This is a genomic window from uncultured Winogradskyella sp. (assembly GCF_947501905.1).
Classification (GTDB): Bacteria; Bacteroidota; Bacteroidia; order Flavobacteriales; family Flavobacteriaceae; genus Winogradskyella.
In genome coordinates this window covers 73563-99070 of record NZ_CANMXL010000003.1, presented here as the reverse complement: position 1 = coordinate 99070, position 25508 = coordinate 73563, and the positions used below count along the sequence as shown (strand labels likewise).

Below are 25508 nucleotides of genomic sequence, written 5' to 3'. Positions count from 1 at the left end.
TCATGAAAAAAGAAATAAAATTAATAACAGCTATATTTTCGGTATTACTATTAGTTGCATGCGGAGGTAGTGATGATGGGCCACCACCAAATTCTGCACCAACGCAAGTGTCTCAAGTGGTATTTCCAACATCAAATTTATTGTGTACAGATAATACCATAACATTTCAATGGAACGCTTCTACAGATGCCGATGGTGACTCAATTAGATACAGAATTATAATTGCTACAGATAGAGATTTAAATAATGTAGTAGAAAATCGAGTTGTAACAACAAATAGTGTGACAATAACACTACAGCAAGGCGTTGCTTACTACTGGAGTATAACAGCAATTGATGATTCTGGCAATGAAGCTAATCCATCTACAACATTAGCATTTTTCACATCAGGACCTGGAATTTCTAATTATGCACCTTTTACAGCTGCATTAAATGCTCCGGCAGATGAAAGTAATGTTTCCGCAGGAACGGTAAACTTAAGCTGGACAGGTGGAGATACAGATACTGGAGACACATTAGTTTTTGATGTTTATTTCGGTTTGGCAATGGATCCACCTTTGTTAGAATCTGGACTGTCAATCGAAAATACTAACGTAACTACTACCTCAGGAAACACCTATTACTGGAGGGTAGATACAATCGATGACTCGGGTGTTAAAACTATCGGACAAATATGGGTGTTTGACACTAACTAAAACATTTGGCATAGCTATTGAAACATTATAGTTGTCACGGAAAATATTCATTATGAAATTGATACGTAAAACATTTAGATTTTTATCCCTAGCTATTATATCTATTAGCTTTGCTCAATGTGCAAGTACTATGAAATTAGAAAAAGAAGCACCTACTATTTTTGGAGAAGTATACTGCCAAAGCTGGGTTGCAGGTGTTAAAGGTGGTGGTTCAGGCACAAATATTTTTATTGAAACGCTTAAGGATGATATCGTTTTAGATAGTGTATATTTTAGAGGAAAAACTTCAAAGCTGACAACAAAACCAACAAACAAGCAATTATTCATAGGCAGGTTTCTTTCAACATCAAATACTGAAAAATTCAATTTTAAAGAAAACACAGATGATAAAGCTATAGATGGAAATTCACCTTTTGAATTAGAAAACAATGAATGTGTAGTAAGCTATATAAAAGATGGAAAGACAAGATATTACAAACTAAGTAACATTATAGAGCGACAAACTGATGCTTTACCGATGTCTACACCACCAATTAAAAATTAATTATAAAAGTATATAATCAAAACCTCACAATAACAGTGAGGTTTTTTTGTTTTAAAACAGTATTTTAGAGCATTAAATATAGGATTTGAGCGCATTTCAAAAACTTTTTAAGCAGACGTTTATTTATGGGCTAGCAACTGTGCTCCCTAGAATGTTGACGTTCTTGTTAACACCACTTTATACCGAAGTTATGGCTGTTGGTGTTTATGGTAAAGTGTCCATTATCTTTTCGTGGTTTGCTATTTTTAATGTGATTTTAGCTTACGGAATGGAGACTGCATTCTTTAGGTTTTTTAATAAAGAAGAAAATAAAGAGCGCGTTGTTGGCACATCAGCTTTATCAATAATTTTTACATCCTTAGCAATTTTTGCATTTGCATTTCTACTTAAAAATGAGATAGCTCAAATTACCGATATTAAAGTAGAGCACATCAATTTTGTGATATGGATTTTATTACTAGATGCTTTAGTTATTATTCCATTTGCATGGTTGCGTGCCAAAGAAAAACCAATAAAATATGCAGTAGTTAAGATAGCAAATGTGGCTATTAATATTGGGTTAAACTTATTCTTCTTTTTATTGCTTACAGATTTGGCAACTGGCAATTCTTTCTTCGAGCCAATATATAAGCCAAATTTTGAGATAAGCTATGTGCTTATTGCCAATGCTGTAGCAAGCGGTATAACACTATTACTAATGTTACCGTTTTATAGTAAAATTAAATACATATTTGACTCTAAGCTTTGGAAACAAATGTTGGGTTATGCTTTTCCTGTTTTAATTGCTGGCTTAGCATATACAATTATTGAAATGTTTAATAGGATTTTACTAGACAGCCCATTATCAAATGCGGCAGACCCCGAAGCAGAAGTTGGTATGTTTTCGGCTTGTTATAAAATAGCATTGTTCATGACTTTGTTTGCTACTGCATTTCGATTAGGGATCGAGCCTTACTTTTTTAGCCACGCTAAGAGCGATAACCCTCAAAAAAATTATGCTCGAATATTAGAATATTTTGTAGCCTTAGGTTCTATTATTCTGTTAGCCGTAGTAGTATTTTCAGATTTAATTAAAGAGTTAATTATTAGAGATGAGGCGTTTTGGGAAGCCATGTGGATTGTCCCTATTATACTTTTGGCTAGTTTTTGTTTAGGCATATACCATAACCTTTCAGTTTGGTATAAGATTACGGACAGAACAAAATTTGGCGCATATATTTCGGTATTTGGCGCAATTGTAACTTTAGGGCTAAACTTTTGGTTGATTCCTATAATTGGGTATAAAGGCTCGGCAATTGCAACTTTGGCTGCTTATGGCAGTATGGTATTGTTATCTTATTATTACGGAAGAAAGCATTATCCGATTCCATATAATTTGAAGAAAATAGGGACCTACTTAGTATTATCCATAGTATTTTCAGGAATTTATTTCTATCAATTTAGGCAAGACTATTTTATTGGAATTCCTTTACTACTAACCTTTATAGGAATCGTATTTTTGTTGGAAAGAAAAGAACTGAAACAACTATTAAATAATAAATGAAAATTAAGATAATTAATAAATCCAACCACGACTTACCACATTACGAAACTATAGCGTCAGCAGGAATGGATTTACGTGCAAATATTTCAGAACCAATAACTTTAAAACCTTTAGAACGCACCATTGTAAAAACAGGTTTATTTATTGAGTTACCAATTGGCACAGAAGCACAAGTACGCCCAAGAAGTGGTTTGGCAGCAAAAAAAGGAATAACAGTACTCAATGCTCCTGGAACAGTAGATGCAGATTATAGAGGTGAAATAGGGGTAATCCTTGTCAATCTTTCTAATGAAGATTTTATTGTAGAGAACGGAGAGCGTATCGCACAATTAGTCATCGCAAAACACGAACGCGCAGATTGGGAAGAAGTAGAAACCTTATCTGAAACATCTCGTGGGGAAGGTGGCTTTGGTAGCACTGGTGTAAAATAATTAAGAAAAAGAAATTACAAATATGAAAATAATAGTCCCAATGGCAGGTCGTGGCTCACGCTTAAGACCACATAGTTTAACCGTTCCAAAACCATTAATTCCAGTTGCAGGTCAACCAATCGTTCACCGTTTGGTAAAAGACATTGCAAAAGTTTTAAAGCAACCTATAGAGGAAATCGCTTTTGTGCTTGGAGACCCAGCTTTTTTTGGAGAAGATGTTGTAACCAGTTTAAAGCAATTAGCAGAAGGTTTAGGAGCAAAAGCATCGATTTATAGGCAAGACCAACCTTTAGGTACAGGACATGCTATTATGAGTGCTGAGCCGTCTTTATCAGGACCAGCAGTAATCGCTTATGCAGATACTTTAATTCGTGCTGAGTTTGATTTAGACCCAAGTGCAGATAGCGTTATTTGGACAAAACGTGTTGCCAATCCTGAGGCTTATGGTGTTGTAAAGCTAAATGATAAAGAAGAAATCGTAGAACTTGTAGAAAAGCCAGAAACTTTTGTAAGTGACCAAGCTGTAATAGGCATTTATTATTTTAAAGATGTTGCCGTTTTAAAATCCAAACTTCAAGAAGTGTTAGATGAAAATGTCATGAATGGTGGCGAATATCAAATCAATGATGGTATTAAGCGGATGATGGCAGATGGAAGAGTTTTTAAAACAGGAACAGTAGATGAGTGGATGGATTGTGGAAATAAAGCTGTAACTCTTGAAACTAATGCTAAAATGTTAGGTTTTCTTGAAGCTGATGGTGAAGAAAAATTGGTTGATGATTCTGTGATTTTAGAAAATTCAACAATTATAGAGCCTTGTTTTATTGGTAAAAATGTAGTGCTTAAAAATAGCACAATAGGACCTAATGTTTCTATTGGCAATGATACCACTATAGAAAATTCAGTCGTTAAAAATAGCTTAATTCAAACGCAAACCATTGTGAAAAATGCTACTTTAGACGAAGCTATGATTGGTAATCATGTTAAATATAATGGTGGGTTTACCAAAATTAGTATTGGCGATTACACACAAATGGAATAAAATTTAAATAGCTTCTTATCGTGAAATCTAACTTAAACATTACAAAGCTTTTTACTGTACTTCTACTAGTACCAATGTTTGCATTGGCTCAAGTAGATTTTAATAAAAAGCCTGACGATGATTTAGGAAATGTAAAAGACGAGTATCAAGAGCATTTTTTTGAAGCACTAAAACAAAAAGGCATTGAAAATTATGAACGTGCCGTTGAAGCACTTCAAAAGTGTTTAGCTATAGACAATTCAAAACCTGTTATTTATTTCGAACTAGGTAAAAACTATAACCAACTCAAAAACTTTGGGGCAGCTGAAGAAGCATTAAAGAAAGCGATTTCCATGCAGCCAGATAATGAGTGGTTTTTAGATGAACTTTATGATGTTTACTATAGACAAGATGATGTAGATAATGCTATCAAAACGGTTAAGCAACTGGTAAAGTATCATACAGATTATAAGATGGATTTAGCCACGCTTTACATCAAAAAAGAAAAATTTAATACCGCTTTACGAGTTTTAGATGAGTTAGATCAGGAGTTGGGAACAAACGATTTGCGCGACCAAATGCGTAATAGTATTTATAATAAAACTGGAGATGCAAAAGATAGAATAGATAATCTTAAAGCTCGGATTTCTGCTAACCCAAATAATGAAAACAATCATCTACAGCTCATCTACAGGTATAGTCAAACTGGAAAATCAAAAAAAGCATTTGAAGCAGCAAAAGAACTGTTGAGAATAAAGCCAGATTCTAAGCTAGTACATTTGGCATTATATAAATTCTATTTAGATGAAGACGAAATAGATAAAGCAGTTGCATCTATGAAACTAGTGTTAAACACGCCAGAAATAGATGGTCAAGTAAAATCTAAAGTCCTTCAGGATTTTGTAAAATTTGTTGAAAAAAACCCGCGATATCAAAAAGACCTTATTGAGGCAACAGATAATGTTGATACTGAAAAAAATTCAGAATCTCTTTCAAATTTAGGCGCCTACTATTCAAAGGCTGGAGACAAACAAAAAGCACTTAAAAATTATAAAGAAGCGCTAAATAAAAACCCTAGTGATTTTAAATTATTACGAGATGTAATTTTACTTCAAATTGAATTAAAGAGTTATAAAAAGGCGTTAACGGATACCAATAGTGCTTTAGAATTATACCCAGCACAACCTATTTTGTATTTATTAAATGGAGTTTCTAATATCAATTTAAGTCAACCTCAAAAAGCAATTGAAAACCTAGAAATGGGGCTTGATTTTCTTGTGGAAAATCCGCAAATGGAACGGGATTTTTACCTACAATTAAGTCAGGCATACAAATTAGTTAATAATAATGCCAAGTCTAGAGCGTTTGCTAAAAAGGCAGAAGCTATAAAAGTTCAGCAATAAATTATGAAACGAGCATATTCAAAATTATATCATCTATGAGAATGATTAATAGCGAATAGCATGTGAAAAAAAACAATAGATATAAACACATGAAAACTCTAAATGGCAATAACATAAAAATAGTACTCATTGTACTTATAATTGGTTTTTCAAGTTGTAAGTCGTCAAAGGCTATTATATCCTCAGGTGTTGCAAGCTCTAAGCTTTCGGCGAAGCAGGTTATTAAAGAGCACAGCAAAAACGATGTTAATTTCAAAACACTACAAGCCAAAGCAAAAATTGATATCACACAAGGCGAAAAAAAGCAAGGCGCAACCTTTAATCTTCGTATAAAAAAAGATGAAGTTATTTGGCTGAGTGCGCCTCTAGGTTTAGCACGTATGATGATAACTCCAAAAAAAGTTCAGTTTTATAACAAAACAGATAATACTTATTTTGATGGTGATTATGCATTATTAAGTGATTTTGTAGGCTTTGAATTAGATTTCTTAAAAGTGCAGAATATTCTAATGGGACAAGCCATTTATGATTTAAAAACCCAAACACATGAGGTAGATATTCAGGACAATTCGTATGTGTTACAGCCAACAAAACAAGATGTTTTGTTAGAGTTGTTTTATCTAATGAATGCTTCCCATTTTAAGCTTAATTCTTTGCAAATGGCGCAACAGGTAAAGCGAAGAATTCTCCAAGTAGATTATAAATCTTACCAAGACATTGATAAAAACGTCATCCCAAAAGAAATCAAGGTTATTGCTGTTGAAGATACTGATGAAGCCTTAATTGATATGGAAATAAAATCTGTAAGTTTAAATGGTGATGTGCGTTTTCCTTTCAGAATTCCTTCAGGATATAAAGAAATAGAATTAAAGTAATATGCGGGCGAAAAGCATTTTCATACTTGTAATTATAACTCTTTTTTCTGTTTCATTAGTTTCGGCGCAAAGTGATAAACAAAAAGCTTTAGAAGCAGAGCGTCAGCGCCTTTTAAAAGAAATTAATCAGCTCAATTCTCTTTACAGATTAGACAAGAAAAAAGAAACGTCTGTAGTTGAACAAGTCGAAGATGTTAATTTTAAGATTAGAGTTCAGCAAAACCTTATAAAGGTTATTAATGAGCAGGCTAATCAATTAACACGAGAGATTAATGCCAACCAAAAAGAGATTACACAGCTCAGAAACCAATTAAAAGAGCTTAAAGAAGATTATGCTAAGATGATTGTAAAGTCTTATAAGAGCAAGTCGGAGCAAAGCAAAGTAATGTTTTTACTTTCATCGGATAATTTTAAACAGGCATATAAGCGTTTACAATACATTAATCAATACAAAGCTTACCAGAAGAAGCAAGCCGAAGATATAAAGACTAAGACCTTAGATTTACAAAACCTTAATCTAGAATTATCTAAACAAAAAGAAGACAAAAAGAAGCTTATTGCCGAAAACAGGAAAGCTAAAAAAGCACTTGAATTGGAAATGAAAGCTCAAGAAGAGCTTATGGTCTTAATTCGTAAGGATTTAAAAAAGCATTCAGCAGAAATACGTGTAAAACGCCAAGAAGCAGACCGTATAGATAGAGAAATCAATAAATTAATTAAAGAAGCTATTGCTGCTTCTAATGTTAAAGCAGGCAATACTACCTCAACAGGCAAGTTTGTATTAACACCTGCGGCTAAAAAACTTGCGGCTAATTTTGAGGCTAATAGAGGAAAACTACGTTGGCCAGTAGACCGAGGCGTTATTAAAAGCAGATATGGATTACAGCGTTCTATTACAGATAAATCTGTAAAGAATAATTACAAGAGTATTTATATAGCTACAGAGAAAAATGCCAAAGTAAAAGCGGTTTTTAATGGCGAAGTTTTCAGAATACAACTTATAAAAAATAGTAACCCTGTAATATTAATAACCCACGGAGACTATACAACTGTTTACATGAATATGTCTAAAATTAGTGTAAAACCAGGTCAGAAAGTAAAAACGGGTCAAGTTATAGGCGAAGCATTTACCAATAAAAAAACAGGAAAAACCTTATTAGGGTTTAGAGTCTATAAAAACGACGCGACCCAAAACCCCGAATATTGGTTATCTAAAAACTAGATGTTTACAATTACATAGCCGTTTCTAGTTTTACGGTAACGCTTACCATTCCATGTGTAATAACGTTTACCGTTAACACGTACTACTTTATAGTTTCTAGGTAGTTTTTTAACCACCGTTACATTTGCAGGTTGCCTCACAACTACGCGTTGTGCACAAGAGTTAAGACTTAAAAAAAATATAAGACCGAGTAAAACAAATAAATTTCTCATTATTAAAAGATTTAGGTTTAATAATGAGTAAGACTTAAAAAAGTAGAATTAGTTTAATTACTCAAACAATGCTTTCAGCTCACTAGCATCATCAGGCTTCATTTTACCTGCCAGTACTAGGCTTAGTTGCTTACGTCTTAAAGCGGCTTTAAAACGTTCTTTTTCTAATTCTGTTTCTGGGATAAGTTCAGGTACTTTTGTAGGCCTTCCGGTTTCGTTAACGGCAACAAAAGTATAAATAGCTTCATTAGCTTTAATGCATTCGCCAGACTCACGGTCTTCAATCCAAACATCCATATAGACTTCCATAGAGGATGTAAATGCACGAGAGACCTTAGCCTCAATTGTTACAACACTTCCAAGAGGCACGGAACGATTAAATGCTACATGATTTACAGAGGCAGTAACTACAATTCGTCTTGAATGACGTCGAGCAGCAATACTAGCGGCACGATCCATACGGGCCAAAAGTTCACCACCAAAAAGATTATTTATAGGATTGGTTTCACTCGGTAAAACGAGGTCAGTTACTATAGTTTTAGACTGAAATGCTGTTTTTGCTTCCATAACATATTTAATTCTCTACAAAGGTAAATTAAAAAGAAGGAAGCAGGAAGTAATTATTTGCTCAAATCTTTAACGAGTAACCAAGCATCTTTGTTATGCGTTTTTCGGATAGTGTACATAGCACGTTGTGCTTCAACTCTATTATCATAACTTGAGTAAACAACTTCATGTAAGCCATATCTATTAACTCCAATTTTACGAGCTTTATAACCCAAATCTCGGAGCTGCTTTACTTTTTTATCAGAGTTTGCTTCTACTCTAAAAGCACCAGCAACAATATGATAATTACCCATTTGCTTTTCTACAGAGAATGTTGCTGCGGGTAATGGATTACTAATAAAAAAGGTCGCTTCTTGGATTTTGTTGTCAATGGCATTATTTGCCTCTTCTTGAGCTATTTGATTATGGGTTTCTACATTATTATTTAAATGATTGTAAACACCAAAACCGCTTAAACCTAACACAATAACTGCGGCAGCGGCATATTTTAGCCAATTGTTAGAACGCTTTTCAGGGGTAAACACAATAGGCGCTTTTTCTTCAATAGCTTCTACTTTTTGCTTGTAAACTTCGCGAGTAACATCTTGAGCATTAAAATGCGATAAGCCAAAAGCATCTGTTAAATAATTAATGTGATACGAAGGATTAAAAACAATGCTGCCTTCTGTATTTAATAATAAATCACCAATATTCTGAAATGAAATAGTTTCGCCTTCTACTAAAAAAGATTTAATAGATTTTACTTGTTTTGCAACTTTTTCTACAGCTACTTGATACGGAATCTTCTCTATTTCAGCAATATAATTTGCTAAAAGCCCATCGTTATTTTGAAGTTGCTCATTAAAAGACAACACTTTTTTTGGAGGATAAAATGTATGTGTAGATTCGTGTATTTTGGCAGACACACGATTGGTTAAAAATGCACCAAAATTAGGTACTGTAACACAATCGTATCTGTATAATAAATCGCTGATGTAAGTTTCTAACTGCATATACACAAATTTATAAAATTTTGTTTTCTGTCGACCTCGTAGAATACTAATTTATTAACATCTCAAAAAATAGTATTTTTAAAGCCTATCTAGATTTAAATGACTGAAGACCAACTTCTAAATATTCTGGCATTACAGCATGTTCCTAAAATAGGTGCAACTACAGCTAAAAAACTAATTGCGCATTGCGGTAGTGCAGAAGCTGTTTTTAAGGAGAAAAAAAGCAATATTCTAAAAATTGATGGTATAGGTTCTGTAACAATAGAAGGTTTATATGATAAGATTCATTTTGAAGAAGCACAAAATGAAGTTCGATTTATAAAAGACAACGAAATTGGATATTCTTATTTTACAGATGACAGATATCCAGAGCGTTTAAAACATTGTATCGATGGACCACTATTGTTGTTTCAATCTGGGAACATTAACCTAGAGAACAAGCATATAATTAGTATTGTTGGTGCCCGGAAAATTACAACAAGCGGCATTGCTTTCTGCGAAAAATTAGTTGAAGAATTGGCACCTTACAATCCAGTAATTATCTCTGGATTTGCTTACGGGACAGATATTACAGCTCATAAAGCAGCATTAAAATATAATATGCAAACTATTGGCTGCTTAGCTCATGGCTTAAATCAGATTTATCCGAAAGTGCACAAAAAATACATGAGAGATGTCGAAAAACATGGTGGATTTTTCACGGATTTTTGGAGTTCAGATACGTTTGATAGAAAAAATTTTTTAAAACGAAATCGCATTATTGCAGGTTTAAGTGAAGCGACTATAGTTATAGAATCGGCCGAAAAAGGTGGGAGTTTAGTTACTGCAGATATTGCAAATTCGTATAATCGAGATGTGTTTGCAGTTCCCGGGAGAACAACAGATAGTCAGAGTGTAGGCTGTAATAATTTGATTAAAGCTAACCAAGCTCATTTATTATCAAATCCTTTGGATGTGCCTTATTTATTAGGTTGGGAATTACAAGATAAAGCTAAACCTATTTTACAAAAGCAACTTTTTGTTGAGTTAGAATCCGATGAAAAAGTGGTTTATAATTTTTTGAAAGAAAATAATAAAGCCTTACTCGATGTTATTGCCTTAAACTGTAATATGCCAACCTACAAACTAGCAGGATTGTTATTAAATATGGAACTCAAGGGTGTTGTAAGACCTTTACCAGGAAAGCTGTTTGAGGTTATTTAATAGCCAATCTTTTCACGAACTCGCTTCAATACTTCATTAGCAACATTACTAGCTTTTTTTGCACCAACAGCTAAAGCAGCATCTACTTCGTTGAGGTTTTCCATATAGTAATTATAACGCTCACGAGGTTCTGTAAAATGCTCTAAAACCAATTCGTACAAAGCTTGTTTGGCATGTCCGTATCCGTAATTGCCGTTTTCATAGTTGGTTTTCATTTGATTAATGGCAATATCATCGGCTAACAAACTATAAATAGCAAAACAATTACATGTAGACCAGTCTTTAGGCTCTTCAAGTGGTGTACTATCAGTTTGGATAGACATAATTTGTTTGCGGAGTTTCTTTTCTGGCAAAAAGATGTCTATGATGTTGCCTTTACTCTTACTCATTTTTGCACCATCGGTACCAGGAATAAGCATCGTATCTTTTTGGACATCTGCTTTTGGTAATACAAAGGTTTCGCCACCAATTTTAGCATGAAAACGAGAAGCAACATCGCGAGTCATTTCAATATGTTGCTCTTGGTCTTTACCAACTGGAATAATATCTGCATCATACAATAAAATATCAGCAGCCATTAGCATTGGATAGGTAAATAGTCCAGCATTAACATCTTCTAATCTATCAGCTTTGTCTTTAAAACTGTGCGCTAAGGTTAATCTTTGATATGGGAAGAAACAGCTCAGGTACCAAGATAATTCAGTCACTTGTGGCACATCACTTTGTCTATAAAAGACTGTTTTGTTAATGTCTAATCCAAAAGCTAACCAAGTTGCGGCAGTAGAATAGGTGTTTTGTCTTAATGTTTCGGCATCTTTTATTTGCGTTAGTGAGTGCATATCTGCAATAAATAAATACGAGTCGTTAGCGTCGTTTTTTGCTTTTTCTATTGCTGGGATTATTGCACCTAAAATATTACCTAAGTGAGGTGTTCCTGTACTTTGTATTCCTGTTAGTATTCTTGCCATAATCATTTCCCGTATTAACAGGAATTTCTTTAAAATTCAAACTAAGAAACAAAGGTAATTTTTTCTGTTATACTATTTAATTTATTTGTCTAGTTTTGAAGTTGTGAAATTATTTAAGTACATCTTTTGGGTTTTCTATCGCATATGGTTTTATGTGCTTGTAGCGATTCCTATTATAATATTAATGCCATTGTTATTAATATCTATATCAAGAGAGCATTGGTATCCATACTTTTTTAAACTGGCGCGCTTTTGGGCTAAGTTTATTTTAGTAGGCATGGGCTTTAATTATAAAATAAAAAAAGAGCAAATACCTAATCCGAAAGCCAGTTACATGTTTGTAGCTAACCATACTTCGATGACAGATATTATGCTAATGTTAGTGTCTGTAAAGAATCCATTTGTTTTTGTTGGGAAAAAGGAATTAGCTAAAATCCCACTTTTTGGATTCTTTTATAAACGCACTTGTATTTTGGTAGACCGTAGCAGTCCTAAAAGTAGACAAGCTGTTTTTTTAAGAGCTCAAAGACGGTTGCAACAAGGATTGAGTATATGTATTTTTCCTGAAGGAGGTGTCCCAGATGAGTCTATTTTGTTAGATGAGTTTAAAGATGGTGCTTTTAGAATGGCAATTAACCAGCAAATACCAATTGTCCCGATGACGTTTTACGATAATAAAAAGCGCTTTCCTTTTTCTTTTTTTAGTGGTGGTCCAGGGAAAATGCGAGTTGAAATTCACAATTTCTTTTCAACAGAAGGCTTAACTACTGAAGATACAAAAGAGTTAAATAAATCTGTAAGAGTATTGATTTTAGAAAATCTTTCCTTAGATCAAAAACTTATAGACTAAAAAAGTCGCTCAAACCACTGAGCGACTTTTTTTATAGTTATTGTCATCATTGCTTTATTGAGTTTACAATAACTATCTAACTAACTAAAAAACCTAAAACTTAAAACTTAAGCCTGTATATACTCCAATAAAAAATGGCCTAAAATCACCAGATGTATTATTGAATGTATTTATTTGATACTTGAACTTTGGTTCAAGATTTATATTAATCTTATCTGTTAAACTATAATCAACGCCTACACCAAAATTAGCACTAAAGCTAGTGTCTCTAAGGTTATTGGCCTCTCCAATCTGTGTGCTTTGCCCATTAACATCTGCGAAAATTTCATTTTCGTTAAGTAATAATGTGCTAAAACCACCACTAAGATTTACGCCTAGTTTTTTATCTACAAGGCGATACTCTACTTCAAGAGGAATTTCAATAAAACCAAAGCGTTGTTCAAGATTACCAGTTTGTAAAGTGTTAATAGCTTCTGACACAGTATTATTGCTAATTGAAGAACGACTTAGGAGCATTAGTGATGCGTGATTAACACTGCTGTTTAGTTTTACATTCTCTAGATTACCGTTTGAAGAGTTTGAAGATCTAGATGCAAATGCATTATCTGATAAAGCAATAACATCATTTGTTGTATTATTAAAACTAACCCTGTTAATACCCGCAGTCACTTTAAGTCTATTGTTTACAGCATAGCTTCCTTTAACACCATAACTCATACTTATATCACTACTGGTGTTATTATCATTAAACTGAGCATCAATTGAGGAGCCTTGGCCTAAAGAATTGAAATACACCGGCGCTACATTAGGCGCAATGCTCCACCGGCGTAGTTCTTTTTCTTCTTCATTTATTTTCTTAGCTTCAGCAATAGCTTCTTCTATATCTTGTCCTTTTTCTTCTTTAATCTCTTTTTCTTTTAAGATTTCGGATGCTTTATCTTCTTCAGTCTTACCATCTTCTTTTTCTGTTGATGCAACTGTTGTAGCAGATTTAGTGGAAGAATTAATGATTTCATTAATCTCTGACTCTGATTTTATTTCTAAGTTATCAGTAGTATTAGACTTAATATTATTAGTAGATGCTACGGTAGTTTTTATAGCATTTTCATTATTGTTTTTAGAGGTAAGATTTGTTCTGTTTTCTTTAGATTTTTCTGATGTTAAGTTTTGATAAGCAACAATGTCTTCTTTATTATTAGATTTATAAAGTTGTTTTTGTGATGCTTTTTCTGTTTCATTTACTGTTGAAGATTTATTATTCTCATTTGAGTCAATTATATCTTCTGAAGCTATTTGAGTAGTATCCTTTTGAGATGCTTTATCAATATCATTGTTTTTCGTATCATCTGACTGTTGTTTATCTGTATTAACAATAATTGGCGTGTCAGGATTATTATTGATTAGCATATTACCAACAGCAAACATGAGCACAATGGCTGCAGCAACACCACCTAATTGCCACCAAATAGGAATAATACGTTGCTTTTTCTTCTTTTTCTCAAGTCTAGCTTCAATGCCTTCCCAAACGGCTTCGTTTGGCATAACGTCAAAGTCTTTAAATTTCTCTTGAAAGAGACGGTCGATATGTTTTTTATCGCTCATTTTATAATGATTGCGAATTCAAATTCGCTTTATAATTTTCAATTTTTTGCTTTAAAATCTGTCTTGCTCTTGCGAGATTAGATTTTGAGGTTCCGGTTGAGATGTCTAACATTTTGCTTATTTCGCTATGCGAAAACCCATCCATTACATATAGGTTAAACACTAATCGATATCTATCAGGTAAGTCTTGAATAATTTGAAGTAGAAAATCTAAATCTACTTCATCGTTATCAACCTCAACAGAAACATCTTCGATAGTATTTTCGTCAATGATGTTAAATACTCCTACTTGTCTGTAGCGTTGCAAAGCAGTATTAATAGCTATGCGTTTCATCCAACCTTCAAAAGAACCTTTTTGCTTATACTGTTCTATTTTATTAAATATAGTCACAAATGCATCTTGCAGATTATCTTCTGCTTCGACATAATTTTTGGAATACTTAAGGCAAAGAGAAAATAATTTACTCGCATATTGCTTGTATAATTGACTCTGTGCGTTAGCATCCTTTTCTTTACATTGATTAATGAGTTCTTTTAAACTCACATTGTGATTGGTTTAATTAAAAATTAATTTTTCTATTCAACAACAGGAACCTCAATAATCAAGTATAAATCTTCTCCAGTTTGAGTTGAACCTTGATAAAATTGAAAAATATAGGGCTCGTTACTTACTACTCTAAAATCAAAGCTTACTGAAGCATCGATGGCATTAGTAGAACAAGTAGGGTCGTCATATACTGTGTCTACAACAGCAACAGTTCTAGTGTTTCCATCTGGTTGAAAAATAAAGTTGTTAAACTCATGACATCCATTGGGGCGTAAATAATTTACTGTTATTTCATGTGTCTCACCAAAAGTAAACTGATCAGGTATGTCAACACTTGTAATTGACATTAATTCTAATTGAAAATTTAATCCATCATCTCCGCCAATATCACAAGACATAAAGCTTACTAGGACAAATAATAAAAGTAATTTTTTCATTTGGGTTTTATTAAAAGTTAACACTTGCTCTAAGCAAGATGCATAAATTATAAAATGGTTGCGTCTAAAATCAAAAAAATCCTGAAAATTTTCAGGATTTTTTTGTTAGGCTACATTTTCATTGACTTTTGCCCTTACTTTTTCTTCTAATTCGTCCATTAATTCTGGATTATCTTTAATCAATGCTTTTACCGCATCTCGACCTTGACCAAGTTTTGTGTCATCGTAACTAAACCAAGAACCGCTTTTCTTTATAATATCATGTTCTACTGCGATATCTAAAATTTCTCCTACTCTAGATACGCCTTCGCCATACATAATGTCAAATTCGGCCATTTTAAAAGGCGGTGCTACTTTATTTTTGACCACTTTAACCCTGGTTTTATTACCCATTACAGTACTGTTGCTATCTTTTATTTGTGTAGAACGTCTAATATCTAAACGTACAGAAGCGTAAAACTTAAGAGCATTACCTCCAGTAGTTGTTTCAGGATTACCAAACATAACACCAATCTTTTCACGCAATTGATTAATAAAAATCATTGTACAATTGGTTTTACTAATTGAACCTGTTAATTTTCTTAAAGCTTGAGACATTAAACGGGCATGAAGCCCCATTTTTGAGTCTCCCATTTCGCCTTCAATTTCGCTTTTTGGTGTTAGTGCCGCAACAGAGTCAATAACTATAATATCTATAGCACCAGAACGTACTAAATTGTCTGCAATTTCTAGAGCTTGCTCACCATTATCTGGTTGAGAAATGATTAAGTTTTCTAAATCTACACCTAACTTTTCTGCATAGAAACGATCAAATGCATGCTCAGCATCAATAAAAGCAGCAATACCACCAGCTTTTTGAGCTTCAGCAATGGCATGCAGAGTTAAAGTAGTTTTACCTGAAGATTCTGGTCCGTATATTTCAATAACTCTTCCTCGAGGATATCCACCTACACCCAAAGCAATATCTAAGCCAAGTGAACCAGAAGATATAGCCTCTACATCCTCAATGGCTTGATCACTCATTTTCATTACAGTTCCCTTTCCATAGGCCTTGTCTAACTTATCTAACGTTAGTTTAAGCGCCTTTAATTTTGCATCTTTTTCACTACTCATTTATTCAATTTTTACACTGTTAATCTTGAAGGTAAAAATAGTACTTCTTTTAAGAGATTACAATTTTAAGACGCAACCATTTTACACTTTTTGCATCTACTAATTGAAAAAGGAAAAAATTGCTATGTAAAAGCTTGGAATTTTAGGTTAACTATGTTTCGAAATGAAATTCTTAGGGAAAATTATTCTTAGTAAAACTTTAGGCAAAAAAGCAGCTGTTTTAGTTTTCGGTTGCTGTAAAGCCGATGGTGGTTAGCTCGTTATAGTATGATTTAATTTAAAAATTAATATTAATAACGAGTTAGTCCTCAAAAAAGCACTTTGGTAAAAATCAAAGTGCTTTTTTCATATAAAAACTTAACTTTGCAGCTGTAAATAAATTCTTTAACCTTAAAAATTAGTATAGCATGCAACTGTACAATAACTTAAGCGGTAAAGAAAGAGCAGAACTTATTGAAAAAGCAGGTAAAGACCGGCTAACCATCTCTTTCTACAAATACGCCAAAATCGGAAACCCCGAACTTTTTAGAAATCATATGTTTATCAACTGGAACGATATGGACGTTCTGGGAAGAATATATGTTGCCCACGAAGGTATTAATGCACAATTATCTGTTCTAGCTGATAATTTTGATGCGTTTAAAAATCATTTAGATTCAATCACTTTTTTAGAAAATGTAAGATTAAATATTGCTGTTGAACACGATAACTTTGCGTTTTTAAAGCTAAAAGTGAAAGTGCGAAATAAAATTGTAGCTGATGGCTTAAATGATGAGACTTTTGATGTTACAGATAAAGGAATTCATGTTGATGCTGAAAAGTTTAATGAACTTATAGAAGACCCAAATACTGTTTTGGTCGATATGCGTAATCACTATGAAAGTGAAATAGGTCATTTTAAAAATGCCATTACGCCAGATGTAGACACATTTAGAGAATCCTTAGATTTAATAGAAGAAGACTTGCGCGAGCATAAAGAAGATAAGAAATTAGTCATGTATTGCACAGGTGGCATTCGATGTGAAAAAGCGAGTGCTTATTATAAATACAAAGGATTCAAAAATGTATTTCAGCTAGAAGGCGGTATTATTAATTACGTGCGCCAAATTGAAGCTGAAGGTTTAGAAAATAAATTTGTAGGTAAGAATTTTGTGTTTGACCAACGGCGTTCCGAAAGAATTTCGGATGATGTCATTGCTAATTGCCATCAATGTGGAGAACCAGCCGACATGCATACTAATTGCATAAATGAAGCCTGTCATTTATTGTTTATACAATGCGATAGCTGTAAAGAAAAAATGAATAATTGCTGTTCTACCAATTGCATGGAAATTATTAAGTTGCCCTATGAAGAGCAAAAAGAATTACGTAAAGGTCAAGGTAATAGTAACGATATTTTTAAAAAGGGTCGAGCGGACCACCTGCCTTACAAAAAAGATTTGCGGAATATTTTCGATACACTAAACAAATAAACTTAAGCCTTAAAGATATCTTTAAGGCTTTTTCATTCTATTTATTTAATAGCTTAAAGTCCATAAATAATTTTATCTTTACTTCTTTAAGATTTATGAATCCTTCTTTCAGAATTTTATACAATTCTGAAGTATATATAATACATTATTATGGCTTGTAACAGTTGCTCAACTGGCAAAGATGGCCAACCAAAAGGATGTAAAAACAATGGCACTTGTGGCACGGATAGCTGCAATAAACTCACTGTTTTTGACTGGCTGGCCAACATGTCGCTTCCTAATGGACAAGACCCTTTTTTAGGGGTTGAAGTTCGATTTAAAAACGGCAGAAAACAATATTATAAAAACACAGAAAACTTAACATTAAGTATCGGAGATATAGTTGCTACACAAGCAAAATCTGGTCATGATGTTGGTATGGTAACACTTACTGGAGAATTAGTTCGTGTGCAAATGAAGCGCAAAAAAGTAGATATAGAAGACAAAGAAAATGTCTTAAAAATATACCGAAAAGCTTCGCAAAAAGATATAGACATTTGGTCTGCAGCCCGAGATAAAGAAGAGCCAATGAAGGTAAAAGCAAGGCAATTTGCCATAGACTTAAACCTTAAGATGAAAATATCTGACATAGAGTTTCAAGGAGACGGTAGTAAAGCTACGTATTATTATACTGCTGAAGAACGCGTCGATTTTAGAGAGCTTATCAAAGTATTTGCCAGAGAGTTTAGAACACGTATTGAGATGCGCCAAGTTGGTTTTAGGCAAGAAGCTGCTAGACTTGGTGGTATAGGCTCATGCGGGCGAGAATTGTGCTGTTCTACTTGGTTAACAGATTTTAGATCAGTGAGTACTTCTGCTGCAAGGTATCAACAATTATCGCTTAACCCATTAAAATTAGCAGGACAATGTGGTAAACTTAAATGTTGTCTTAATTATGAATTGGATTCTTATTTAGATGCATTAAAAGCATTTCCTAAAAAAGAGAAAAAATTACAAACCGAAAAAGGAACAGCAGTTTGTCAGAAGACAGATATTTTTAAGGGATTAATGTGGTATGCTTATGAAGGTGAGTGGATGAATTGGCATATTATTTCTACTGAACAAGCCAATGAAATTATAGAGCTAAACAAAAAAGGCGAAAAAATTGCTAGTCTAGAAGAGTATGCTGCAGAGCACATTGAAGACACTAAAGTAGAGTTCGAAAACGTTGTTGGTCAAGACAGTTTAACGCGCTTTGATAATCCAAAACGCAATAAGAGACGTAAAAACAATAAGAACCGTAACCGAAATAATAAACGTCGTAACAGAAATCCAAATAATAATGCCAAGAAAAGCTAATGTCTTCTTTTTAGGATTGTTTTTAATAGTTCTGCTAACGTCCTGTGATTCTAAAGCTGTTTTTGATGAGTATCAATCACTGCCAAACCAATGGGATAAAGACAATATTATTTCATTTAAAGTTGAAGCGCCAGATACAGTAAATGCATATAATTTATATGTTAACCTCAGAAATAATAGTGATTACAAATACAGCAACCTATTTTTAATTACAAGCTTAGAATATCCAAATGGCAAGACTCTTATTGATACTTTAGAGTACAAAATGGCTGCCCCAGATGGGACGCTTTTAGGATCTGGGTTTGCAGACGTTAAAGAAAATAAGTTATGGTATAAAGGGTATAAATCACCTTTTGTTTTTAAAGAAACAGGCACATACACATTTCAAGTTGAGCAAGCCATGCGAAAGTTCGGTGACGCAAATGGTGTACAAGAGTTAGATGGAATCACAGAAATAGGTTTTAGAGTAGAAAATAAATAGATATGGCTAAAAAACAAGCGACAAAAAAGGAGAGTAATACTCAAGATTTTTCAAAATATATTCGTTGGTTTTGGATGACATTTTCATTCGGGATATTGTCTGTAATATTAATATTTCTATTGGCATCTTGGGGTGCTTTGGGCGAAATGCCTGACCATACTGTATTAGAAAACCCTCGTACAAATCTAGCTTCAGAGGTAATCTCGTCTGATAATAAAACGCTTTCTAAATTCTATTTTGAAGATAATAGGACTCCAATAGGCTTTGATGAGTTGCCAAAAAATTTGGTAGACGCATTAGTTGCTACTGAAGATATTCGTTTTTATAATCATTCAGGAATAGATGGTAGGGGTACATTGAGAGCTGTTTTTAAGCTTGGTAAAGGCGGTGGAGCAAGTACCATTACCCAGCAATTAGCTAAACAACTATTTACAAAGAGAGTATCTTCCAATATCATTGGGCGTATTATTCAAAAAACTAAAGAATGGGTTATTGCTATCCGATTAGAGCGTCAGTATACTAAGGAAGAAATCATAGCTATGTATTTTAATATCTATGACTTTGGGAATAATGCTGACGGGATTCGCTCAGCTGCCAGAATTTATTTTGGAAAAGAGCCTAAAGATTTAGATTTAAAAGAGTCAGCTATGCTTGTAGGTATGTTTAAAAACTCATCTTATTTTAATCCGAGACCTCATAAAAGACCGGAACAAACAAAGAAAAGACGTAATGTGGTTTTGGCTCAGATGGCTAAATACGAATACATAACTGAGGCAGTAAAAGACTCTCTTCAAAAAACAGAATTAGACCTTAACTATTCTCCAGAATCTCACCGTGAAGGATTAGCAACATACTTTAGAGCCAACTTAGCGGAATTTATGAAAGATTGGATTAATGACAATCCTAAACCAGATGGAGAAAAGTATAATTTATATAACGATGGCTTAAAAATTTATACAACTATAGACTATCGCATGCAAAAGTATGCTGAAGATGCTGTAGCCCAACATATGCCTATGCTACAAGCTGAATTTGATGGTCAAAATACGCCAAAGCGCAATGCAACTGCACCTTTTTTAGAGCTTGACCAAAAAGAAATCAAAAGTCTAATGAATGTTGGTATGCGCCGAAGTGAGCGTTGGAGACACATGAAAAATGATTTAGGGAAATCAGAAAAAGAGATTATAGCATCTTTTGATAAACCCGTACAAATGGAAATTTTTGCATGGAAAGATGGAAAATACACCGAGATTGATACAGTAATGAAACCGATGGATTCTATGCGCTATTATAAATCATTTTTACGCCCAGCTATGATGTCTATGGATCCACAAACAGGTCATGTAAAAGCTTGGGTTGGTGGGATGAATTATAAGCATTTTAAGTATGATATGGTAAAACAAGGAAAGCGCCAAGTAGGTTCTACTTTTAAACCATTTGTTTATGCTACTGCCATAGATCAGTTACAATTGTCACCTTGTGACTCTTTACCAAGAACACCAATTACAATTGAGGCGAACAAGTTTAATAACCCAGAGTCTTGGACGACAAGAAATACAGGAGGCAATTACAAAGGCTATCAGACTTTAAAAGCAGCTTTAGCAAGTTCTACAAATACGATTACTGCGCGTTTGATGAATGAAATTGGGCCGCAACCCGTAGTAGAAATGGCCGAAAAATTAGGCGTAGAGCAAGAGATTTTACCTGTACCAGCAATTGCATTAGGAACACCAGATATAAGTGTTTATGAAATGGTAGCAGCATACTCTACTTTTGCCAACAAAGGTGTTTATAACAAACCTGTTTTAGTCACCCGTATTGAGGACAAAAATGGAACCGTATTATATCAATTTAAACCAGAAAGCAGAGATGTTTTAAGTGAAGAAGTAGCCTATGTTACAGTAAACTTAATGGAAGGTGTTGTACAATCTGGTTCAGGTGCTCGTTTACGAGATAACTGGCGCATAAATCAAAGTTTTACCAAAGAAATGTTGACTGGATATCCTTGGGAATTAACTAATCCTATTGCAGGGAAAACTGGAACGACACAAAATAATAGTGACGGATGGTTCATGGGTATGGTACCTAACCTTGTTACAGGTGTTTGGGTAGGTTGTGAAGATAGAGCTGCACATTTTAGAGACACAAAGTATGGTCAAGGTGCGTCTACAGCATTACCAATTTGGGCACTTTATATGAAAGCATGTTACGAAGATGAAAGCCTAAATGTTTCTAAAGCAGAATTTGAAAAGCCTTCTAATTTATCCATTAATATAGATTGTAGCAAAGCGTCAAATGACGATGTTTCAGGAGATGGTAATGTTGATGAAGACTTTGGTATTGACTTCTAAATATCAATTCTTCATTTAATAAGGTTTTAATATAATCACGATAGTATTTTCTACTATTCTTTTGTAATTTACGTCTGCAAATAATCAATAAGTATGATTAATAAAAAAGTAGCTAGCGTCGAGGAAGCTTTAAATGGTGTAGCCGATAATATGACCTTTATGTTAGGTGGATTTGGGCTTAGTGGTATTCCAGAAAATGCTATAGCAGAGCTTGTAAAAACAAAAGTAAAAGGCTTGACCTGTATTTCGAATAATGCAGGCGTTGATGACTTTGGCTTAGGGTTATTACTCCAAGGAAAACAAATCAAAAAAATGGTGTCTTCTTATGTTGGTGAAAATGACGAATTTGAACGGCAGATGTTAAGTGGCGAATTAGAAGTTGAACTTATTCCTCAAGGAACATTAGCAGAACGATGCCGTGCTGCTCAAGCAGGCTTTCCGGCTTTTTATACACCTGCAGGTTACGGTACTGAAGTTGCAGAGGGTAAAGAGACCAGAGAGTTTGATGGCAAAATGCATGTTTTAGAATATGCTCCAAAGGCTGACTTTGCTTTTGTAAAGGCATGGAAAGGTGACGAAGCAGGTAATTTAATATTTAAAGGAACTGCAAGAAATTTTAATGCTAATATGTGTGGTGCTGCAAAGATTACTGTTGCTGAGGTTGAGGAATTAGTGCCAGCTGGAGAGCTAGACCCTAATCAAATTCATATCCCAGGGATATTTGTACAACGGATATTTCAAGGAGAAGCATATGAAAAGCGTATAGAACAAAGAACCGTTAGACAAAGAAGTTAATATGTTAGATAAAAACGGAATCGCAAAGCGAATTGCAAAAGAAGTTAAAGACGGTTATTATGTTAACTTAGGAATAGGGATACCAACATTAGTCGCAAACTTTGTAAGAGAAGACATAGAAGTTGAGTTTCAGAGTGAAAACGGAGTCTTAGGAATGGGGCCTTTCCCTTATGAAGGAGATGAGGATGCAGATATTATTAATGCAGGTAAGCAAACGATAACAACATTACCAGGCGCTTCTTTTTTTGATTCGGCAACAAGTTTTTCAATGATTCGTGGTAAGCATGTAGATTTAACTATTCTTGGCGCTATGGAAGTTGCAGAAAACGGAGATATTGCCAACTGGAAAATCCCTGGAAAAATGGTAAAAGGTATGGGTGGCGCTATGGATTTAGTAGCTAGTGCGGAGAATATTATCGTTGCTATGATGCACACCAACAGGGCAGGTGCTTCAAAATTGCTTAAAAAGTGTTCACTGCCATTAACAGGTGTTGGCTGTGTAAAAAAGGTAGTCACCAATTTAGCAGTTATGGAAGTTACTCCGGATGGATTTAAATTACTAGAACGCGCTCCAGGAGTTTCTGTTGAGGACATAAAAAATGCCACAGAAGGCCACTTAATTATAGAAGGTGATATCCCTGAAATGGCTATTTAAGTTCAGTATAGTATTGCTTGCCGCTACCATATAAGCGGCTTTTTTATATCTAAAAACGCAATAAATGTTAAAATTTGATGTATTTCATCGATTAATTATGTATTTAATCGTTGTAAATGAAAAATTGTTTCATATTAGCATTCCCAAATCAAAATAACCAAGTTAACCAGATTTACCATAAACTTAATTTATGATTTGTCCCCAAATCTATCATAAATTTATACTTATGAAAAATAAACCAAATCTACCAGAACCTACTTTTGAAGAAAAAACTTCTAAATTTAAAAATACGCTAAGACTAGTTTCTGGCGTATTTTATTTAACTAAAAAGGTATTTTTTCTATAGACCTTTTGGAATAGCATCTATAAGTCTTTTTGTGTATTCTTTTTGCGGATTACTATAAATACTATCTGCTTCATTCAATTCTTCAATTTTACCCTTATTCATAACCATAAGTTGGTCTGCCATATACTTTACCACAGCTAAGTCGTGCGAAATAAATATATAGGTAAACCCAAATTCTTCTTTTAGAGTATTCAAAAGATTCAATACTTGCGCTTGTACAGAAATATCTAATGCAGAAACCGACTCGTCACAGACAATGAGTTTGGGATTTAAAGCAATAGTTCTTGCAATGCCAATACGTTGGCGTTGACCACCAGAAAACTCGTGAGGATACTTATTAAAATCATCTGCGCTAAGACCGACATGACTTAATATTTCTAAAACCTTTTCTTTTCTCTCATCAGAATTGTTTTCTATGTTATGGACTTTCATAGGCTCCATAATTGCATTACCAACAGTAAGTCTAGGATTTAAAGATGCAAAAGGATCTTGAAATATAATTTGAATGTCTTTACGAAGTGCTCTTAATTCTGTTTTACTAAGATTTGTAATGTCTTTACCATTATATTTTAAGATTCCAGAAGTAGCTTTATCCAATTGCAGTATAGCGCTTCCTAAAGTAGATTTTCCGCAACCAGATTCTCCTACTAAACCTAGAGTTTCACCAGGATATACTTTAAAGCTTACTTTATCTACGGCTTTAAATTGTGATTTTGGGCCAAACCAACCTTTTTTGGAAAGATATATCTTTTCCAAATCAACAACTTCTAACATTGGAGGTTGTTTATATAAATCTTCATGTTTTTGTTTGCGCTCAGATTCTGAAATGATATCTGTTTTAATCGCATCATTCAAAAAATCGCTTACTGTAGGAAGTAGCTTTAATCTTACCTTTGGAGATGGTCTTGAGTTAAACAAGGCCTTAGTGTAAATGTGTTCTGGAGCTGTAAAAATTTGATGAACACCACCTTGTTCAACAATTTCACCTTTATACATAACTAATACTCTATCGGCTAGCTCAGACACTAGTGCTAAATCGTGCGAAATAAATATAACACTCATTTTAGTTTCTTCTTGCAATACTTTAAGTAAGTCTAAAATTTCTTTCTGTACTGTGACGTCTAACGCTGTAGTAGGCTCATCAGCAATTAATATTTTTGGCTTGCAAGAGATAGCCATGGCTATCATAACTCGTTGCTTTTGCCCGCCAGAGATCTCATGTGGATAAGCATCATAAGCACGCGCTGGTTCAGGAAGTCTAACTTTTTCAAAGAGAGAAAGCACTTCTTTTTTTATCTCATTTTTTGATAAAGAAGTATGTTGCTTAATAATTTCGGCAACTTGTTTTCCACATTTCATTGAAGGATTTAAAGAACTCATAGGCTCTTGAAATATCATTGAAATGTCATGACCTCTAATAGATTGAAATTCTTTTTCTGAAAGTGTTCGTAAGTTTTTTTCTTCAAATTGAATTGACCCAGAAGTGATTTTAGAAATCCCTTTTGGTAAAAGCCCCATAATTGACAGGGATGTAATCGATTTTCCAGAACCAGATTCGCCAACAATGGCTAAAATTTCATTAGAATTTAAATTGAAAGAAACATCATGAATCACTTCAATTTCATCTTTTTTTGAACAAAAACTGACGCTAAGATTCTGTATTTTAAGGATTTCAGGGTTTTGCATGTGTAAATTTAATGTAATAATTCTATACAAAAAAGCATATGTTATTGAAGAATCGATAGCATTTTATCGAAAATATTGAGAATTTTATTGATAGTTAACATTATTTTAATAATTTCAGCCGTCGAAAAATTTTCTTCGATAACTAACTCTAACCATTTC

At 33.7% G+C, this 25508-nt stretch carries 25 protein-coding genes; 16 read left to right on the top strand and 9 right to left on the bottom strand.

What is annotated here, in order from left to right:
- The first annotated feature begins 2 nt into the window (after positions 1-2).
- The 8 genes from Q0770_RS07285 (at position 3) to Q0770_RS07250 (ending at position 7734) form a co-directional block, all read left to right on the top strand.
- Positions 3-695, top strand: coding sequence for a hypothetical protein (locus Q0770_RS07285; RefSeq protein ID WP_299115521.1), 693 nt, complete (start codon positions 3-5; stop codon positions 693-695).
- Between the two features lie 130 nt (positions 696-825).
- Positions 826-1239 (top strand): hypothetical protein, encoded by a 414-nt coding sequence (locus tag Q0770_RS07280; RefSeq protein ID WP_299115520.1) that lies wholly within the window; start codon positions 826-828, stop codon positions 1237-1239.
- 85 nt (positions 1240-1324) lie between these two features.
- The gene (locus Q0770_RS07275) at positions 1325-2782 is read left to right on the top strand and encodes a lipopolysaccharide biosynthesis protein (RefSeq protein ID WP_299115518.1); all 1458 of its coding nucleotides are present in this window, start codon (positions 1325-1327) and stop codon (positions 2780-2782) included.
- Positions 2779-3213: a dUTP diphosphatase gene (gene dut / locus Q0770_RS07270; protein ID WP_299115517.1), complete on the top strand. Its 435-nt coding sequence runs from the start codon at positions 2779-2781 to the stop codon at positions 3211-3213. The genes Q0770_RS07275 and dut overlap by 4 nt, the downstream gene beginning before the upstream one ends.
- 22 nt (positions 3214-3235) lie before the next feature.
- The gene (locus Q0770_RS07265) at positions 3236-4255 is read left to right on the top strand and encodes a sugar phosphate nucleotidyltransferase (RefSeq protein ID WP_299115515.1); all 1020 of its coding nucleotides are present in this window, start codon (positions 3236-3238) and stop codon (positions 4253-4255) included.
- A gap of 20 nt (positions 4256-4275) precedes the next feature.
- On the top strand, positions 4276-5637 hold the full coding sequence (locus tag Q0770_RS07260; protein WP_299115513.1) for a lipopolysaccharide assembly protein LapB: 1362 nt from the start codon (positions 4276-4278) through the stop codon (positions 5635-5637).
- An 89-nt stretch (positions 5638-5726) separates the two neighbouring features.
- Positions 5727-6512: a DUF4292 domain-containing protein gene (locus tag Q0770_RS07255; RefSeq protein WP_299115511.1), complete on the top strand. Its 786-nt coding sequence runs from the start codon at positions 5727-5729 to the stop codon at positions 6510-6512.
- Position 6513: 1 nt separating this feature from the next.
- Complete coding sequence (locus Q0770_RS07250; RefSeq protein WP_299115509.1) at positions 6514-7734, top strand: murein hydrolase activator EnvC; 1221 nt, start codon at positions 6514-6516, stop codon at positions 7732-7734.
- Here the strand turns inward: Q0770_RS07250 and Q0770_RS07245 are convergent.
- The 3 genes from Q0770_RS07245 to Q0770_RS07235 are packed head-to-tail and all read right to left on the bottom strand — an operon-like array spanning position 7731 to position 9505.
- Complete coding sequence (locus Q0770_RS07245) at positions 7731-7946, bottom strand: DUF6515 family protein (protein WP_299115507.1); 216 nt, start codon at positions 7944-7946, stop codon at positions 7731-7733. The genes Q0770_RS07250 and Q0770_RS07245 overlap by 4 nt on opposite strands.
- Positions 7947-8003: 57 nt before the next feature.
- The gene (locus tag Q0770_RS07240; RefSeq protein WP_299115505.1) at positions 8004-8513 is read right to left on the bottom strand and encodes an acyl-CoA thioesterase; all 510 of its coding nucleotides are present in this window, start codon (positions 8511-8513) and stop codon (positions 8004-8006) included.
- A 53-nt stretch (positions 8514-8566) separates the two neighbouring features.
- The gene (locus Q0770_RS07235; RefSeq protein WP_299115503.1) at positions 8567-9505 is read right to left on the bottom strand and encodes an SPOR domain-containing protein; all 939 of its coding nucleotides are present in this window, start codon (positions 9503-9505) and stop codon (positions 8567-8569) included.
- 99 nt (positions 9506-9604) lie between these two features.
- Between Q0770_RS07235 and dprA the strand changes: the two genes are divergently transcribed.
- The gene (gene dprA, locus Q0770_RS07230; protein WP_299115501.1) at positions 9605-10708 is read left to right on the top strand and encodes a DNA-processing protein DprA; all 1104 of its coding nucleotides are present in this window, start codon (positions 9605-9607) and stop codon (positions 10706-10708) included.
- On the opposite strand, the gene trpS is transcribed toward dprA, so the two are convergent.
- The gene (gene trpS / locus Q0770_RS07225; RefSeq protein ID WP_299115499.1) at positions 10705-11676 is read right to left on the bottom strand and encodes a tryptophan--tRNA ligase; all 972 of its coding nucleotides are present in this window, start codon (positions 11674-11676) and stop codon (positions 10705-10707) included. The genes dprA and trpS overlap by 4 nt on opposite strands.
- Positions 11677-11779: 103 nt before the next feature.
- Between trpS and Q0770_RS07220 the strand changes: the two genes are divergently transcribed.
- A complete protein-coding gene (locus Q0770_RS07220; protein WP_299115497.1) occupies positions 11780-12526 on the top strand; it encodes a 1-acyl-sn-glycerol-3-phosphate acyltransferase in 747 nt (248 codons plus the stop codon).
- Between the two features lie 93 nt (positions 12527-12619).
- Here Q0770_RS07220 and Q0770_RS07215 read toward each other — a convergent pair whose 3' ends face one another.
- The 4 genes from Q0770_RS07215 to recA form a co-directional block, all read right to left on the bottom strand.
- Positions 12620-14128 carry an outer membrane beta-barrel protein gene (locus Q0770_RS07215; protein ID WP_299115495.1) on the bottom strand — a complete coding sequence of 503 codons (1509 nt, stop codon included), beginning with the start codon at positions 14126-14128 and terminating at the stop codon, positions 12620-12622.
- Between the two features lies 1 nt (position 14129).
- Positions 14130-14672 carry an RNA polymerase sigma factor gene (locus tag Q0770_RS07210; protein WP_299115493.1) on the bottom strand — a complete coding sequence of 181 codons (543 nt, stop codon included), beginning with the start codon at positions 14670-14672 and terminating at the stop codon, positions 14130-14132.
- A gap of 32 nt (positions 14673-14704) precedes the next feature.
- Positions 14705-15112 carry a hypothetical protein gene (locus Q0770_RS07205; RefSeq protein ID WP_299115491.1) on the bottom strand — a complete coding sequence of 136 codons (408 nt, stop codon included), beginning with the start codon at positions 15110-15112 and terminating at the stop codon, positions 14705-14707.
- A gap of 105 nt (positions 15113-15217) precedes the next feature.
- Positions 15218-16225, bottom strand: a complete 1008-nt coding sequence (recA, locus tag Q0770_RS07200) for a recombinase RecA (protein WP_299115490.1) — start codon at positions 16223-16225, stop codon at positions 15218-15220.
- A 407-nt stretch (positions 16226-16632) separates the two neighbouring features.
- On the opposite strand from recA, the gene Q0770_RS07195 reads away from it, so the two are divergent.
- The 6 genes from Q0770_RS07195 (at position 16633) to Q0770_RS07170 (ending at position 23317) form a co-directional block, all read left to right on the top strand.
- Positions 16633-17697, top strand: coding sequence for a rhodanese-related sulfurtransferase (locus Q0770_RS07195; protein WP_299115488.1), 1065 nt, complete (start codon positions 16633-16635; stop codon positions 17695-17697).
- Between the two features lie 150 nt (positions 17698-17847).
- Entirely contained in the window at positions 17848-19035 is a 1188-nt protein-coding gene (locus Q0770_RS07190) for a regulatory iron-sulfur-containing complex subunit RicT (RefSeq protein ID WP_299115486.1), read from the top strand.
- A complete protein-coding gene (locus tag Q0770_RS07185) occupies positions 19019-19516 on the top strand; it encodes a gliding motility lipoprotein GldH (protein WP_299115484.1) in 498 nt (165 codons plus the stop codon). Before Q0770_RS07190 ends, Q0770_RS07185 begins: the two co-directional genes overlap by 17 nt.
- Positions 19517-19518: 2 nt before the next feature.
- Positions 19519-21867: a penicillin-binding protein 1A gene (locus tag Q0770_RS07180; RefSeq protein ID WP_299115482.1), complete on the top strand. Its 2349-nt coding sequence runs from the start codon at positions 19519-19521 to the stop codon at positions 21865-21867.
- 93 nt (positions 21868-21960) lie between these two features.
- A complete protein-coding gene (locus tag Q0770_RS07175) occupies positions 21961-22662 on the top strand; it encodes a CoA transferase subunit A (protein WP_299115480.1) in 702 nt (233 codons plus the stop codon).
- A 1-nt stretch (position 22663) separates the two neighbouring features.
- Positions 22664-23317, top strand: a complete 654-nt coding sequence (locus tag Q0770_RS07170) for a CoA transferase subunit B (RefSeq protein ID WP_299115478.1) — start codon at positions 22664-22666, stop codon at positions 23315-23317.
- Between the two features lie 340 nt (positions 23318-23657).
- Here the strand turns inward: Q0770_RS07170 and Q0770_RS07165 are convergent, their stop codons facing one another.
- Entirely contained in the window at positions 23658-25349 is a 1692-nt protein-coding gene (locus Q0770_RS07165; protein WP_299115476.1) for an ABC transporter ATP-binding protein, read from the bottom strand.
- Positions 25350-25508: the final 159 nt, after the last annotated feature.

Coding starts and splice junctions, on each gene's coding strand:
- dut (WP_299115517.1), top strand. CDS start 2,779: ATGAAAATTAAGATAATTAATAAATCCAACCACGACTTACCACATTAC.
- Q0770_RS07265 (WP_299115515.1), top strand. CDS start 3,236: ATGAAAATAATAGTCCCAATGGCAGGTCGTGGCTCACGCTTAAGACCA.
- Q0770_RS07205 (WP_299115491.1), bottom strand. CDS start 15,112: ATGAAAAAATTACTTTTATTATTTGTCCTAGTAAGCTTTATGTCTTGT.
- Q0770_RS07235 (WP_299115503.1), bottom strand. CDS start 9,505: ATGCAGTTAGAAACTTACATCAGCGATTTATTATACAGATACGATTGT.
- recA (WP_299115490.1), bottom strand. CDS start 16,225: ATGAGTAGTGAAAAAGATGCAAAATTAAAGGCGCTTAAACTAACGTTA.
- Q0770_RS07215 (WP_299115495.1), bottom strand. CDS start 14,128: ATGAGCGATAAAAAACATATCGACCGTCTCTTTCAAGAGAAATTTAAA.
- Q0770_RS07180 (WP_299115482.1), top strand. CDS start 19,519: ATGGCTAAAAAACAAGCGACAAAAAAGGAGAGTAATACTCAAGATTTT.
- Q0770_RS07280 (WP_299115520.1), top strand. CDS start 826: ATGAAATTAGAAAAAGAAGCACCTACTATTTTTGGAGAAGTATACTGC.
- Q0770_RS07185 (WP_299115484.1), top strand. CDS start 19,019: ATGCCAAGAAAAGCTAATGTCTTCTTTTTAGGATTGTTTTTAATAGTT.
- Q0770_RS07190 (WP_299115486.1), top strand. CDS start 17,848: ATGGCTTGTAACAGTTGCTCAACTGGCAAAGATGGCCAACCAAAAGGA.
- Q0770_RS07245 (WP_299115507.1), bottom strand. CDS start 7,946: ATGAGAAATTTATTTGTTTTACTCGGTCTTATATTTTTTTTAAGTCTT.
- Q0770_RS07175 (WP_299115480.1), top strand. CDS start 21,961: ATGATTAATAAAAAAGTAGCTAGCGTCGAGGAAGCTTTAAATGGTGTA.
- Q0770_RS07240 (WP_299115505.1), bottom strand. CDS start 8,513: ATGGAAGCAAAAACAGCATTTCAGTCTAAAACTATAGTAACTGACCTC.
- Q0770_RS07165 (WP_299115476.1), bottom strand. CDS start 25,349: ATGCAAAACCCTGAAATCCTTAAAATACAGAATCTTAGCGTCAGTTTT.
- Q0770_RS07250 (WP_299115509.1), top strand. CDS start 6,514: ATGCGGGCGAAAAGCATTTTCATACTTGTAATTATAACTCTTTTTTCT.
- trpS (WP_299115499.1), bottom strand. CDS start 11,676: ATGGCAAGAATACTAACAGGAATACAAAGTACAGGAACACCTCACTTA.
- Q0770_RS07195 (WP_299115488.1), top strand. CDS start 16,633: ATGCAACTGTACAATAACTTAAGCGGTAAAGAAAGAGCAGAACTTATT.
- Q0770_RS07285 (WP_299115521.1), top strand. CDS start 3: ATGAAAAAAGAAATAAAATTAATAACAGCTATATTTTCGGTATTACTA.
- dprA (WP_299115501.1), top strand. CDS start 9,605: ATGACTGAAGACCAACTTCTAAATATTCTGGCATTACAGCATGTTCCT.
- Q0770_RS07255 (WP_299115511.1), top strand. CDS start 5,727: ATGAAAACTCTAAATGGCAATAACATAAAAATAGTACTCATTGTACTT.
- Q0770_RS07170 (WP_299115478.1), top strand. CDS start 22,664: ATGTTAGATAAAAACGGAATCGCAAAGCGAATTGCAAAAGAAGTTAAA.